Source organism: Marivita lacus, from assembly GCF_014637725.1.
GTDB classification, from domain to species: Bacteria; Pseudomonadota; Alphaproteobacteria; order Rhodobacterales; family Rhodobacteraceae; genus Marivita; species Marivita lacus.
Window position 1 is genome coordinate 853,988 of record NZ_BMFC01000001.1, and the last position, 14,987, is coordinate 868,974.

Below are 14,987 nucleotides of genomic sequence, written 5' to 3' on the forward strand. Positions count from 1 at the left end.
CCCTTTTTGCATTCCTGTGCCTAAGGTGTCCTCAGCGCTACTAAGGTGCACATACCGGGAGGACTTCATGAAACACTTCAAGACCGCCGCTCTTGCGGCGACCATCGCTCTATCCGGCCTTGCCGCTCACGCGCAGGACGAGGGCGGCAGCTACATTCTCACAACAGCTTCGACGGGTGGTACCTACTATCCGGTCGGTGTGGCCCTGGCGACGCTGGCGAAGGTCAAGCTTGAACCGACCCAGAAGATCGGCATGTCCGCGATCAGCTCTGCGGGCTCTGGCGAAAACATCCGCCTGCTGCGTGAAGACGAAGCGCAGTTCGCAATCCTGCAGGGTCTGTTTGGCTACTACGCCGCGACAGGCACAGGCCCGATTGCAGAGGTTGGTCCGCAGGAAAACCTGCGTTCCGTGTCCATGCTGTGGCAGAACGTCGAACACTTCGTCGTGTCGTCTGACGTGGCCCCGACCGGCACTCTGGCCGACATGGTCGCGCTCAAGGGCGAAGGCATGGCAATGGGTGCGCAGAACTCCGGCACGATCGATTCGAACAGAACGATCCTGTCCGGCTTCGGCGTTGACATCGATACCGATTACGAACTGGTCTATGGCGGATACGGTCCGGCTGCAGAGGCGTTGCAGAACGGTCAGGTCAAGGGTCTTGGTGCCCCAGGCGGCGTGCCTGTCGGTGCGATCAGCCAGTTGATGGCCTCGGCTGGCGACGGCGTCACGCTTTTGAGCCTGACCGATGAAGAAGTGGCCATGGCGGATTCGGATCGCGGTCTGTGGACACCCTACACCATTCCGGCGGGATCTTATCCGGGGCAGGACACGGATGTGCAGACAGTCGCACAGCCGAACTTCCTTGCCACAAACGCGGATATCCCCGAGGAGCATGTCTACCAGATCACCAAGGCGATCTATGAAAACCTGCCGTTCCTGCAGGCGATCCACCCGGCGACAAAGGTGATGAGCCTCGAAAGCGCGATTGCGGGTCTGCCGCTGCCGTTGCACCCCGGCGCGCTGCGCTATTACCAGGAAGTCGGCCTCGATGTTCCCGAACGCCTGATCGCCAACTGATCCACACGGATTCAGCCAGCCCGCGCTTTTTGCGGGCTGGTCCTCTGATGTTTGGGTGGGACCATGTCAAAAAATGAAGAAGACGAAGACGGAGGACGCCTCCGTTCGTTTGATGGGATTGCAGACAATGCTCTGTCTTTCATCTGCTTTGCGATCGCGGTCGCGCATATCTATGTGGCCTTTGATCCGGTTCTGTCCGAACTTCAACGCAACGCGTTTCACTTTGCGGGCTTCGCCATGCTCGCGGCCCTGCTTTACCCGATGTGGCGTGGGGGGACCGGCAACGCAGCACCGCTGGCGATTGACTTCGCGCTTGGATTTGCGGTGGCGGTATCGGCAGTCTGGCTGGCGCAGGCCGAAAACGCGATCTACGACCGGGGCGTCAAGTTCGCGACCACGGATTGGATCGCGGCAAGCATCTGCATCATCGGCGCGATCGAACTGACGCGGCGTGTCGCCGGAATCGTCATTCCCATCCTCATCATACTGTCTCTGACCTACGTGGCCTATTGGGGCCGCTTCGTCGGGGGCGTATTCTCTTTCCCGGGCCTGAGTCCTGAAACCGTGGCGTTTCGGTCGATCTATGGCGATGATGCCATGTTCGGGACAATCGCGCGCATCTCGTCCACCTATGTCTTCCTGTTCATCATATTCGGAGCCTTTCTGCTGCGCTCCGGTGCTGGGGAGTTCGTGATCAACATGGCCCGCGCTGTTGCGGGCAAGCTGGTCGGCGGCCCCGGCATCGTTGCAGTGATCGCCTCTGGTTTGACGGGCACGATTTCAGGCTCTGCCGTGGCCAATACGGCGTCGACCGGTGTGATCACCATCCCGCTGATGAAACGCGCGGGATTTGCCCCGAAATTCGCGGGCGGTGTCGAGGCCGCTGCCTCTACAGGTGGGCAGTTGATGCCGCCGATCATGGGCGCGGGTGCCTTCGTCATGGCGAGCTTTACGCAGATTCCCTACGAAACCATCGTCGCGGTCGCAGCCTTGCCTGCGCTTTTGTACTTTCTTTCGGTCGCATTCTTTGTCCGCATCGAGGCGCGCCGCAACAATCTGCAGCCGATCCCGGACGAAGGCCAGACACTCGGCTCTGCCTTCAAGCAAGGAGGTGCCAGTTTCATCATCCCGATCTGCACGCTGATCGGCCTTTTGGTTGTGGGCTACACGCCCACCTATGCGGCGGTTTTCGGAATCCTCGCGGTGATCGCGTCAAGCTGGCTGACCAAGAATCCCATGGGACCGAAAGCCGTTTTCGAGGCCTTTGTGATGGGCTCCAAGGGCATGGTTTTGACCGCAGTCCTGCTGTGTTCGGTTGGTTTGGTCGTGAATGTGATCGCAACCGCAGGTATCGGCAACACCTTCAGCCTGATGATCACAAGCTGGGCTGGCGGGAATATCCTGATCGCGCTGATCCTGATTGCACTTGCGAGCCTCGTTCTGGGCATGGGCCTGCCTGTGACCGCTGCCTATATCGTGCTGGCAACTCTGTCTGCTCCGGCGCTGTCGGGCATGATCAGCGACCAGTTCGTGATCACGCAACTGGCGGCGGGCACATTGCCCGAAGCGGCGAAGGCCGTGCTCATGTTCGGTGTGCCAGAGCAGATCGAACTGCTCAGTCGCGAACTGACCCGCGATGAGGCGTCCGGCCTGATCCGGTCGCTGCCGCTTGAGATCGCGGCGCCTGTGCGCGATCTTGTTGTGCCGCCGGCAGTTGCCACAAGCGCGCTGCTGTCTGCGCATATGATCATCTTCTGGCTGTCGCAGGACAGCAATGTGACACCGCCCGTGGCCCTCGCCGCGTTCACTGCAGCGGCCATCGCCAAGGCACCTGCGATGGCGACGGGTGTCGCAAGTTGGAAGCTGGCCAAAGGTCTCTACATCATCCCGGTTCTGTTCGCCTACACGCCGTTCCTGTCCGGGGACTGGCCCGCCATGATCCAGGTGTTCTGCTTTGGTGTGGTCGGGGTCTACGCATTGGCGGGTGCGTTGCAGGGATGCATGGAGAAGCCGTTGGGAATTGTCATGCGTGCCCTGAGTCTTCTTGCCGGGATCGCGACGTTGTGGCCGGAAATGGTTTTCGTGAACATCGCCGGTGCAATCGCCGCCTTCGGGATACTGGCCATCAACATTCGGTTCGGAAGGACGCCGCCTGTCACAACCGCACCTGCAACCGCCTGAAAAAATTCGGCTTCGTCAGGAATAGGCGCAATCCGGTCCGCGATTCAGGGGCGTGTCGATGGTGATCTCTGTCGGGATCCAGTCAAAGATCGCCAGCGCATTGCCGCTGTCGAACCCGACATAAAGCGTTCCAGTCTCGGGCTGCAAAGCGACGCCTTTTGAAATACATCCATCTGGAATACACTCTGCTCCCGTGCCATCTTGCCCCGACGCCGCATGAATCCCGTCGGCGTGAACAGGGTGTTCTCCATGACCAAGCATGTCATCGTGATCGGTGCAGGTATCGTCGGTGTGTCGACCGCCATCTGGCTGCGGCGTTTCGGGCAGGAGGTGACGCTTGTCGACCGGGACGGGCCGGGGCAGGGCACATCCTATGGAAACGCAGGGCTTCTGGCAGCCTGCGCGATGGTGCCGGTGACGACCCCGGGGCTGATCACCAAGGCCCCGAAGATGCTGCTTGATCCCGACTCGCCTCTCTTTCTGCGCTGGTCCTATCTGCCAAAGATCGCGCCGTGGCTTGTGCGCTACCTCAAGCACGCCAATGACCGCGACACGCGACGGATCGCGTCTGATCTGACCGATATCACCGCCGATACCGTGGACCAGCACTATGCCCTGACCGAAGGATTGGCCGCGCGTGACTACCTGTGCAAAAGTGACTACGTGTTTGCATACGGAACGCGAGCCGAATTCGAAAAGGACCGTTACTCCTGGGACCTGCGCCGCGAGCACGGGTTCGTACCGACCCTGATCGAAGGCGCTGCGGTTCAGGAGTTCGATCCAAGCTTCGGCACCGGGATCACCTGTCTTGCCGTCGTCAAGGATCACGGGTTCGTCACCGACCCGGGTGGCTATGTTGCGGCCCTTGCACGGGAATTCGAACAGACAGGTGGTCGCATCATCAGGGCCACGGTCGACGATATCGAGGCAATCGACGGTACCGCGCCACGGCTGATCACGTCCGTGGGTTCGCTTGAGGCCGACGCGGTGGTCATTGCCTCTGGCGCATGGTCCAAATCGTTGATGACCAGGCTTGGGCTGAATATCCCGCTGGAAAGCGAACGTGGGTATCACATCGTCATGACGAATGCGTCCGGTGGCCCGCGGGCGCCTTCAATGATTTCGTCGGGCAAGTTTGTGGCAACGCCGATGCGGGCAGGATTGCGGTGTGCGGGTATCGTCGAACTTGGCGGGCTCGAGGCCGGTCCGTCCGATGCGCCTTTCGCCCTGCTGCACCGCAAGATCTCAGAGGCGTTCCCGGCGCTGGAGTTCGAGCGTGAAGAGACATGGATGGGGCACCGCCCAGCCACGACCGACAGTCTGCCCTTGATCGGAGAGGTGCGCAAAACCGGCGTCTACACGGCGTTCGGGCATCAGCATGTCGGGCTTACGGCCGGACCGAAAACCGGACGCCTCGTGGCTGGTCTGATCGCGGATCAACCAAGCAACCTGAACCTGACACCGTTTTCTCCGCATCGTTTCGGTGCTTGACGGGGCAGCATCGAAACGCCTCGATTTTTAAGTGTTAAGCCAAGGTTTACATCCACCTGCTACGCCATGACTTGGGTGTAAGGAGAGTAGGGTATGGCGACCGACAGAAATGTCGCGCCAGTCATCATCAAAAGAAAGAAGATAATCGTTGCTGGCGGGCACCATGGGGGTGCCTGGAAAGTCGCTTATGCAGACTTTGTCACGGCGATGATGGCCTTCTTCATGTTGATGTGGCTGTTGAACGCGACAACCGAGAAACAACGCAAGGGCATCGCGGATTATTTCAGCCCAACGGCTCCGATCAGCCGCTTGTCAAGCGGATCGGACGGGCTGTTCATGGGCGACAGCGTATTTGCCGCTGACGTTTTGCCCCGCATGGGCGTGGGCGCAAGTTCATTGCAGGACACCACCAGCGACGGTTCCGAAGACAATGCCCAAGACAGCGCGTTCAAGGAAGTGCAGGACGTTCTTCTGGGCCTGAGCGGGGAAAGCATGCTGGAAGACCAATGGCTGCGCCACGTGGTCACCCGGGTCACCGATGAAGGGCTGGTTCTGGAATTCTTCGATGCCGAGGACGATCCGCTCTTCACCGATGGCGCCAAGCCGACGAAACTGACGCACGAGATCGCCTTTGCCGTTCGGGAAGCCAGCAAGCTTCTGAACAACCAAATTGCGATACAGGGTCATGTCGCCAAGGTTCCGGTTGTCCAGATCAACGATCCTGCATGGGATTGGTCCGCCGATCGCGCCTTTGCCTTTTCCGAACTCCTGATCGGTTACGGAATGGATGCGCACCGGGTGAAGCGCCTGACCGCCTATGGCGATCGTGAACCCGTCGTCGAAAACCTCATGTCCGCGCGCAACAACAGGATCGAACTGATCTTCCTGCGGTACTGACGACTGCACGGGAAACTAGATCAAGTTTTATCCGTTAGGTCCGCGTTAAAGCGCACGCCTTACTGCTGTGAAGAGCACAAGCCATCACACCAGAAAGGCGTTTCATGTCGATTTCTTCTTCTCTCAGCGCGGGCGTTGTTGGTCTCGCGTCCCATGCGACACGTCTGGCGACGATTTCCGACAATATCGCCAATTCACAAACACCCGGATACAAACGGGTCGAGGCGAATTTTCACTCGATGGTCGTGACCTCGGGCGGCGGCACCTACACTGCCGGGGGCGTCCGCACGACCACGCAGCGCTACATTGATCAGGACAGCGCGATCACCACGACATCGAACTCCACTGACCTCGCCGTCAGCGGACGCGGCTTCCTACCGGTTGCCCAGGCGACAGAGGTTCTTTCCGGGTCGGAAACGCCACAAATGTTCCTGACGACAACCGGCTCATTCCGTACGGATGCAAACGGGTACCTGCGCACGGCATCGGGTCAGATCCTTCTTGGATGGCCCGCAAACCTAGATGGCACGATCCCCAACTATCCCCGTGCGACAAGTGAGGCGCTGGAACCCGTGCGCATCAATGTCAACCAGTTCAGTGGCGAACCGACCACTCGTATCGAATTGGGAATCAACCTGCCGGCAACGGAGACCGAAGCGGGCGCATTGGGTGATCCGCTGACTCAGTCGATCGAATATTATGACAACCTCGGTCGCGCCGAAACGCTCGAGTTTACCTTCACTCCGGTTGTGCCAACCGCTGGAACCTCCAACCAATGGCGCCTTGAAATCGTCGACGGTGCTGATCCCGCAACGGTCATCGGTCAATACGACCTCGAGTTCGACGATGCGCGTACTCTTGGTGGCACGTTGCTCAGTGTCGATGACGTGACCGGCGGACCCTATGATTCTGCAACTGGCATTCTGACCATCACGGCACCCAGTGGACCTATCGACATCAATATCGGACGCCTCGGATTGAACGAGGGGCTTTCACAGCTTTCCGATATCTTTGCCCCGTTCAACATCAGCCGGGACGGTGCCCCGGTGGGCAAGGTGACCTCGGTCGAAGTGGATGAAACTGGCCTCGTCAATGCGTTTTACGACACCGGCACGACACGAACCTTGTACCAGGTTCCGTTGGTGGACATTCCCAATCCCAACGGAATGGCTGCAGCGGGCAGCCAGCTTTATATGCCCACACCGGAAAGCGGGAGTTTCTTTCTCTGGGATGCGGGCAACGGATCGACAGGTGATATCCTGTCCTTCGCACTCGAGGAATCTGCGACCGATATCGCCAATGAACTGACCGAGCTGATCCGGACCCAGCGGGCCTATTCCTCCAATGCCAAGGTGATCCAGACCGTTGATGAAATGCTGCAGGAAGCAACGAACATCAAACGCTGATCCCCTGAACATTTAAGGACATAGCCATGAGTCTCTCTGGTGCTCTCTCAAACGCCCTGAGCGGTCTTTCCGCAAACGCCCGCGGTACGACCGTCATTGCCTCGAACATCGCCAATGCACTGAACGAAACCTACGGGCGACGTGAAACATCTCTGTCGACCAACGCGACGCAGTCGTCTGGTGGCGTGATCGTGGCCCAGGTTACGCGGCACGCCGATCCGATCCGGGCCCATCAAAAGCGCATGGCCTTGGCGGACGCGTCCGCGACCTCTGCACAATCGAGATTCCACTCGGATCTCGAACAGTTGGTCGGCAGCGTCGATACACAGGGGTCGGTCGCCGAAAAGCTGACGCGCCTGGAAACCGCGCTGTTGTCCGCCGCATCTGACCCGTCCTCGGAAACGCGTCTGCGAAACATTTCCTTTGCAGCCGAGAATTTCGCCTCGGGTCTGCGCGATGCCAGTGCGGGTGTCGACGGATTGCGCGCACGGGCCGACGCCAACATCGCCAGTACCGTTGACCAACTGAACGCCGGACTGTCTCAGCTTGAACGCCTCAATGCCCAGATCATGAGTGCCAAACATCTCGGACAAGACGCACATGGGCTGATGGATCGGCGCGATGCAACGCTCGATTCGCTTGCAGAAATCGTTCCGCTCCACGTGGTGGAACGTGACAGTGGCGTCATTGCCGTGTTCACAACGCAGGGCCGCACCCTTCTGGATGAAAAGGCGGCAACCTTTAACTTTGACCCCACATCAACGATCCTGCCGCATATGACGGCCGATAACGGTCTTCTGTCCACACTCCGACTGGATGGAAAAAGTGTCGATATTCCCGGATCGGGGATGATGAACGGCGGATCGCTCGAAGCGCATTTTAACCTGCGCGATGTCAGCGCTCCGTTGGTGCAGCGCCGACTTGACGCGATTGCACGCGACGCCGTTGACCGGTTCGGACCGGGAGGGCCAGACACGACGCTGGCCCCAGGTGATTCTGGTGTCTTCACGGATGGGGGCATGCCGTTTTCTGCCACTGCAGAGGTCGGACTTGCAGGCCGCATCACTCTGAACTCGATGCTGAGCATTTCGACCACCGATCCGTGGCGCTGGCGGGATGGCATCAATGCCCTCGGAGAGGGTGACGCCGGTCAGGCCGATCTGCTCTTGAGACTGCGCAGTCAAATGACCGCCGCTCAGGCACCCGGTTCCTCTATTTTGGGATCTGGGCCGCGCTCTTTGGTCGATCACATCCAGGCGCTCTCCAATGATGTCGCAGCAAACCGAGTGCGTTTCAGTGATTCCGAAACTGCGGCTTCAGCGCATCTGAATGATGTTCGCCAGGCAAGTGCAGCCGACGGGGTCAATACGGACCAGGAACTGCAAAAGCTGATCGAGCTTGAAAAATCCTATGCCGCCAATGCGCGTGTCGTTCAGGTCGTGGACGACATGCTGTCAGAACTTCTCAGAATTTGAAGGAAACTATCATGCGCTCTATCGGCGATCTTGCAACATTCATGCTCTCCAGCCAGTTTCAGGCCCGTCTGCGCATCGCCGCTGATGCGTCGGCACAAGAGGCGACGACCGGTCTGGCCAAAGACACGGCGCGCCATCTTGGCGGATCGCCCATGGCGGTTTCGCTGCTTGACCGGAAATCCGAATTGCTCGAGCAACACAAACGCGGAATCGCCGAAGCAGGACTCTTTGCAAGCGCGATGCAATCGGTGCTGGGCAAGATACAGGATCAGACCGGGCAACTCGGAACAAGCCTCTCGCTTGTCTCTCAGCTTCAGCAGCCGTCAGAGCTGAAGACCCTTTCCGATGCCGCTGCGGCAACAATGATCGACACCGTCAACGCGTTGAATTCCGAGATTGCAGGGCGGTACCTCTTTTCGGGGTCCGGGACACGCGCAAGGCCATTGCCGAACGGTGAGTCCCTACTTGCCATGCTGAGATCGCAGATTGCTGGCGCGACCAATCCGGGCGATGCGATTGCGGCGGTCGAAGCCTGGTTCGACGCACCGGGCGGTCCGTTCGAGAGTTTGGCCTATTCCGGGTCGGAAACCGGGTTTGCGCAACTGCCAATCGGTCCGGATCAAGCGGTAACACTCGGGCTTCGCGCAGATGGCGAAACGGTGCGGGACATGCTCAAGGCGCTCGGGATCGCTGCACTGGCCTCTGATGCGTCATTGGGCTTTGGCGTGGTCGATCAGAAAACCTTGCTGGATGAGGGACGCATCGCTTTGTTGCAGGTTGACAGCAGCATAACCGAAGAACGCGCTGGGCTCGGGTTGATCGAAGCAAGGATCGATACGGCACGCCTTGCGGCGGAGTCCGATCTAAGCCGGATCGCCCTTGACCGGATGTCGCTGGCTGGGGTGGACCAGTTCAAGGCCGCGTCCGAATTCGAAGCGGCACAACAACAGCTTGAGGTGTTTTACCGCATAGCTGCACGCCAAGGCCGTGTCTCGTTGGCGGAGTATCTGCGATGAAAGCGTTTCTGGGCGCGATCCTCCTTGTGCTGCTCCCAGGTTTGGCATTGGCACAGGGCGTGCGCCTGAAAGACCTCGCGACCTTCGAAGGTGTCCGGGGCAACGACCTTGTTGGGTACGGTCTGGTCGTGGGGCTATACGGCACCGGGGATGGGCTCAGGAATTCACCCTTCACGGAAGACATGATGTCGAACATCCTCGAACGGCTCGGGGTGAACGTCACCGGTGAACAGTTCCGCGCAAAAAACGTGGCTGCAGTGATCGTGACCGGGCAACTGCAACCCTTCGCCCGTGCCGGTGGCAGGATCGATGTCACCGTGTCTGCGATCGGCGACGCGTCGAGCCTTCGTGGCGGAACGCTTGTGATGACGCCGCTGAACGCTGCGGATGGGCAGATATATGCAGTCGCACAAGGATCGATCATCGCCGGAGGTGTTGCTGCCGAAGGTGATGCGGCACGTACTGTTCAAGGTGTGCCGACCGCCGGGAGCATTCCTTCTGGGGCGATCGTCGAACGCGAAGTGTCTTTTGATTTCAGCCAGATGCAGAATTTGACAGTGGCATTGAAGAGCCCTGATTTTTCGACGGCCTTCCGGGTTGAGAGGGCCATAAACTTGGCGGTTGGCGCGTCCATTGCGACCATGAGCGATTCCGGAACCATCTCTGTCGATCTTGGTGGTTCGGGTCAGCGATCACCGTCCCACCTTCTGGCGCAGATCGAAAATCTGCGGATCGAGCCCGACACATTGGCCCGCGTCGTGGTCGACCAGCGCTCGGGAACGATTGTTATCAGCGAAAACGTACGCGTCTCGCGGGTGGCTGTATCAAAGGGAAACCTGACCCTGACGGTTCAGGAACAGCCCATCGTGGTGCAACCAAACCCCTTTGCAGAAGGCGAAACGGTGGTTGTTCCGCGCACGGCCGCGCAGATCGAAAACGCTCCGGCTGTATCTCTTGCGGAGGTGCCGGGAAGCACAACGCTTTCGGACGTCATCACCGGCTTGAATGCTCTGGGCATTACTCCGAACGACCTGATCGACATTCTGAAAACGATCAAGGCTGCTGGAGCGCTGCATGCAGAATTCGTCGTGATGTGAACACGACCCGAACAAGGGAAAGGACATGGGCGAATGATTGCATTTGCGGGCATCGCATTCACCTTCTGCATGGTCTTCGGAGGTTACCTTCTGGCTGGTGGCAAGATGACCATAATTCTCAAGGCGCTTCCGTTCGAGATGATGATGATCGGGGGTGCCGCTGTCGGAGCGTTTGCCGTGGGCAACACCTTGGCTTCGCTCAAGCAGACTGGCAGGGACACCATGAAAGTCTTCAAGGGCAGTCAGTGGAAGGCCGAGGATTACAACCAGCTTTTGCAGGTTCTGTACCAGCTGATCAACCTTGCCCGAAAGAATCCCGTCGGGCTCGAAGCGCATATCGACAACCCGCGGGAATCAGAAATCTTTTTGCAATTCCCGAAGCTTCTGAAAGATCATGCCGCGCTTGACATCATCTGCGACACGTTGCGGTCAGCGTCGATGAATTACGATGATCCGATGCAGGTCGAAGAGCTTCTGGACCGGAAAATCGACGAAACCAAACACCATCTCGAACACTCCGTGCACGGGCTTCAATCCATTGCAGACGGGCTTCCGGCGCTCGGTATCGTTGCGGCCGTGCTTGGCGTGATCAAGACAATGGGGTCGATCGACCAGCCGCCCGAGGTTCTGGGAAAACTGATCGGTGGCGCATTGGTCGGAACATTTCTCGGGGTCTTTCTGGCGTATTGCCTGGTCGCGCCCTTCGCTCTCAAGGTCAAAGCAGCCGCAGATGATGACATCAATTTCTACAAAACCATCAAGGAGGTTTTCGTCTCGCACTTCCACCAGCATCCGCCCAAGATGTGCCTTGAGGTCGCACGGCAAAGTATACCGCATCATCACCGCCCGGGCTTTGCCGCATTGGATGAAGCCATCCGTTCGTTGAAATCCCATGCATGAGGTGTTTCGCGCCATCATTCTCGGCATTTGTCTTGTGTTGCCGCAGGCTGCATTCGCCAATATCGGGATCGTCCGCGCTGGCGAGCATGGCGATTTCACTCGCCTGACTATCGCAACAGAGCTCGACATTATCGAGATACGATCAGAACCACTCTCAACCGGGAAATTCGGTCTGAGTTTTTCGCCTGGTCTCGCGGATCTGGACACCAGCAGATTATTCGACCGGATCAATACCGACCGGATCAACGCAGTGATAGCAACCCGAACCGGCCTTGAAATCGAGCTGAACTGTGATTGCGAAGTGCGTGTCAAACGCGAAACCCCGCGGCTGGTCGTCATTGATATTCGGGACCGTCCAAGATCGGAGGCGTCGCTACTGCCTGTTCTGCCAATTGAAACGGGCACATTTCCGAGCAGTCCTGCGCTTCGGCAAATCGAGAGCGATCTGTTTGCGCTGGATTTTTCGGTTGTGGAGCGTCTTGGCAAGATGATCGCGTCCCAAATCGACCAGACTGCGCATATCAGCGGGTTTTCCCAGTTGGCGACTCCTTCGTTTCGGGACTGGTCAAGTGCCGATGCGGCGTTGACAGTGACCTTGTTGCCTGAGGGTCGAGCAATTTCAGGCAAAAGATGTGCCCTATCTGATGCGGTATGGTCGCAGATCAGTGATCCTTCGGATGTGCCGATTGAAGAGGGATTTGATGATTCAGCCGCGCTTCAGACTGCGTTGATTGTCCGGTACTTGTCCGAAGGTCAAATCGAAGAAGCGCGGATGGCGGCCAAGATCGGGCATGGCTCACAGGTCCAGCTTCGCGAGATTTCCGAGTTTGAAAGCATGCTATCGGGCAGCGCGGACCCCGGCATGCTCAGGTTCGGCGATTGCAACCCGCTGGATGATGTTTTTATCGCGGCGATGCGCCATGAGGTGGACGTGCCAAAGGACATAAAAATAGAGCTTCTCAACAATTTTTCCGCGTTGCCCATTGGGCTTCAGATCGTCGTTTACCCACGGTTGAATTGGCTTGTCGAGGCTTCGTCAGAAGCACTGTTTCCCGAGTTGTCACGTCACCTCGAGGCGGAACTTGCGATGGCCGAACGCGCGCCCATCGAAAACATGGCCAACAGTCGTGAACAGGACCCTGACAGCCTTGCCGCACTTTCTATCGAGCTCAGGGGCACGGATCAGGAAAAGGACAGTTGGTTTGCCTCTTTTGCATCGTATCTTGAGCATGCCAGATATTTTGATGCATTGAATTCGCTCGATGACAGGTTGCCCCTGACGGAGGCCGAGCATGCGGAAGCCGTGACAGAACTGGTCAATCACCTCATTTTGAATGCCGACACCGTCACTTTTGTTCAGATCGCGCTTAACACCCTCCCTGGACTGACACCTTCACCATCGCAAACTGCGCTTGCAGGAGTTGCAGAGCGGCTTGTCCGCGAAGGATTCATTGATGAGGCAAATATCATTAATCAACTCATGGTGCCGGGGGGCGGCGCTGTGCTCGGCCGCGCGACTGATCCCGATGTGGACCGAAGCCAGGCAAATGAAAGTGCTACGGCGCCCTCCGTTTTCCAAGACTCACCTGCACTGCCCAGCACCGATGACTGGACTGTTGCTCTGGCCAGAGAGCGCGCTGAATCTGCCCAAACTTTGCGCGAAGCACTTGCCGAAACACTTTCGCGGTAACATCTTTAATGACTGGAAAACCGCACTGTTTTTTCCGTTATCTGGCTTGGCAAAAATTCCGCGGAGCGTGATCTTGAGATCTTTGTTAAAAGTCTTGGTCGTGATTTTGCTGGCCTTCGCAGGCGGAAACAGCCTGGCGCAGGGTTCTCCGCAAAGTAGAGAGATCGCTTTCGGTTTGAACGGCATTTCGGACTGGTCGACCCAGCATCCCTTTCTGGATGTGATGAAATCCGCAAGGCCCTGGATTGGTCATCTGCCGGGCCAATGGGGGGGGATGGACTTCGAAGACATGGAGGCTGCGGGCGTTTTTGACGAAAATGGCTGGCCGCTCATCGTTCCGGAGGCGGCGACAGCGCTGGAAAGCCTCATTCTGACGGATCAACCGAGAGACGCTGACCACCTGACTGGTCGGTATGTGCTCTTCTACGAGGGTTCAGGTAGTTTGTCGGTGACAGGCCGTGCACGTGTCATCACGCGAGAACCGGGATTGCGGATTTTTCAGTATACCCCCGGCGAAGGAGCGGTGGGCATTTCGATCAGTGCGACGGATGCTTCGGATCCAATCCGAAATATCCGCGTGATTCCAGAAAAACACCTTGGGGCTTTCGAGGCGGGCCAAGTGTTCAATCCCGATTGGCTGGAAAGATTGGGTGATGTCGCGCTCGTGCGATTCATGGACTGGATGTTCACGAACGGATCGCCGATTGTGACATGGGACGACCTGCCGGAAAAAGCAGACTTTACCTATGTTTGGCGCGGCGTGCCGTTGCCAGTTATGATAAACCTGTCCAACAGGATCGGGGCGGATGCCTGGTTCAACATACCGCATATGGCCGATGATGATCTCGTTCGTCGATTTGCGGAAACGGTCCAAGCTGATCTTGATCCTGCCCGCGTCGCCTATGTCGAATACTCGAACGAAGTCTGGAATTTCATTTTCGAACAGGCGCTTTGGGCAGGCGAGCAGGCAGAACGCCTCTGGGGGCAGACCGACGATGGGTGGATGCAATATTACGGGCTGCGGTCGGCAAAGGTTCTGAGCATCTGGACCGAGGTGTTCGGCGCTGAGGCAGAGACCCGGCTCAAACGGGTGGTCGCTGTGCATACCGGTTGGCCGGAATTGGAGCAATCGATCCTGTTCGGGGACCGCGCAAAGCAAGCTTTAGGCACCCATCCTGTCGAGATGTTCGATGCCTACGCGGTAACCGGTTATTTCGGATATGAATTGGGTGAGCCTGAAACACTGGCTGCGGCGCTGCAAGACGCTGCCGCCAAGGCCGAAGCCGATGGCCGTGCCAAGGGCCTGTCGCGTGTGGCGTTGCGTGAATACGTCGCGCAGAACCAATTCAACGGGCTTGCCGCGCTTGCCGCAGACCTTGTGCGGCGCGGGTCTTTGCGCGAATTGACCGGAACGCTCTGGCCCTACCACGCCGAGGTTGCATCAACCAACGGTTTGGAGTTGATCATGTACGAAGGGGGCACGCACGCTGCCGCGTTCGGCGATGCTGTGGAAGATGAGACGCTTGTCTCATTTCTCATCGCGTTCAGCTACTCTGACCATATGGCGGGTCTCTACGAGGACGCATTGGATGCCTGGACCGGCCTAACCGACAGCCCGTTCAATGCCTTTGTCGACGTTGCCGGACCAAGCAAATGGGGAAGCTGGGGTGCCTTGCGCCATCTCAGCGACGACAATCCGCGCTGGCGGACCCTGCGATCCAGTGCCACTGCGGAAACTGAAGAATAAGGCAAGAGT

Annotated in this window: 12 protein-coding genes; 11 read left to right on the forward strand and 1 reads right to left on the reverse strand. The window is 58.2% G+C overall.

From position 1 onward, the window contains the following. Positions 1–67: 67 nt before the first annotated feature. Together IEV82_RS04135 and IEV82_RS04140 are read left to right on the forward strand one after the other, a co-directional pair. Positions 68–1,078, forward strand: a complete 1,011-nt coding sequence (locus IEV82_RS04135) for a TAXI family TRAP transporter solute-binding subunit (RefSeq protein WP_188480667.1) — start codon at positions 68–70, stop codon at positions 1,076–1,078. Positions 1,079–1,141: 63 nt separating this feature from the next. Then, positions 1,142–3,259 carry a TRAP transporter permease gene (locus IEV82_RS04140; RefSeq protein ID WP_188480668.1) on the forward strand — a complete coding sequence of 706 codons (2,118 nt, stop codon included), beginning with the start codon at positions 1,142–1,144 and terminating at the stop codon, positions 3,257–3,259. 15 nt (positions 3,260–3,274) lie between these two features. Here IEV82_RS04140 and IEV82_RS23880 read toward each other — a convergent pair whose 3' ends face one another. Further along, positions 3,275–3,406: a hypothetical protein gene (locus IEV82_RS23880; protein WP_268236099.1), complete on the reverse strand. Its 132-nt coding sequence runs from the start codon at positions 3,404–3,406 to the stop codon at positions 3,275–3,277. Between the two features lie 102 nt (positions 3,407–3,508). Here IEV82_RS23880 and IEV82_RS04145 point away from each other — a divergent pair, with 102 nt between their 5' ends. The 9 genes from IEV82_RS04145 to IEV82_RS04185 all read left to right on the forward strand — a co-directional run bounded on the left by IEV82_RS04145 (position 3,509) and on the right by IEV82_RS04185 (position 14,978). After that, the gene (locus tag IEV82_RS04145; RefSeq protein ID WP_188480669.1) at positions 3,509–4,750 is read left to right on the forward strand and encodes an NAD(P)/FAD-dependent oxidoreductase; all 1,242 of its coding nucleotides are present in this window, start codon (positions 3,509–3,511) and stop codon (positions 4,748–4,750) included. Positions 4,751–4,843: 93 nt separating this feature from the next. Continuing rightward, on the forward strand, positions 4,844–5,647 hold the full coding sequence (locus tag IEV82_RS04150; protein ID WP_188480670.1) for a flagellar motor protein MotB: 804 nt from the start codon (positions 4,844–4,846) through the stop codon (positions 5,645–5,647). A gap of 104 nt (positions 5,648–5,751) precedes the next feature. Continuing rightward, on the forward strand, positions 5,752–7,053 hold the full coding sequence (locus tag IEV82_RS04155; protein ID WP_188480671.1) for a flagellar hook protein FlgE: 1,302 nt from the start codon (positions 5,752–5,754) through the stop codon (positions 7,051–7,053). Between the two features lie 26 nt (positions 7,054–7,079). Continuing rightward, positions 7,080–8,528 carry a flagellar hook-associated protein FlgK gene (gene flgK / locus IEV82_RS04160; RefSeq protein ID WP_188480672.1) on the forward strand — a complete coding sequence of 483 codons (1,449 nt, stop codon included), beginning with the start codon at positions 7,080–7,082 and terminating at the stop codon, positions 8,526–8,528. Between the two features lie 11 nt (positions 8,529–8,539). Further along, positions 8,540–9,544, forward strand: a complete 1,005-nt coding sequence (locus IEV82_RS04165) for a flagellin (RefSeq protein ID WP_188480673.1) — start codon at positions 8,540–8,542, stop codon at positions 9,542–9,544. After that, a complete protein-coding gene (locus tag IEV82_RS04170; protein WP_188480674.1) occupies positions 9,541–10,641 on the forward strand; it encodes a flagellar basal body P-ring protein FlgI in 1,101 nt (366 codons plus the stop codon). Before IEV82_RS04165 ends, IEV82_RS04170 begins: the two co-directional genes overlap by 4 nt. 33 nt (positions 10,642–10,674) lie before the next feature. Continuing rightward, positions 10,675–11,541, forward strand: coding sequence for a flagellar motor stator protein MotA (gene motA, locus IEV82_RS04175; RefSeq protein ID WP_188480675.1), 867 nt, complete (start codon positions 10,675–10,677; stop codon positions 11,539–11,541). After that, complete coding sequence (locus IEV82_RS04180; RefSeq protein WP_188480676.1) at positions 11,534–13,231, forward strand: hypothetical protein; 1,698 nt, start codon at positions 11,534–11,536, stop codon at positions 13,229–13,231. Before motA ends, IEV82_RS04180 begins: the two co-directional genes overlap by 8 nt. Further along, positions 13,146–14,978, forward strand: coding sequence for a hypothetical protein (locus tag IEV82_RS04185; RefSeq protein WP_188480677.1), 1,833 nt, complete (start codon positions 13,146–13,148; stop codon positions 14,976–14,978). Before IEV82_RS04180 ends, IEV82_RS04185 begins: the two co-directional genes overlap by 86 nt. The last annotated feature ends 9 nt before the right edge of the window (positions 14,979–14,987 follow it).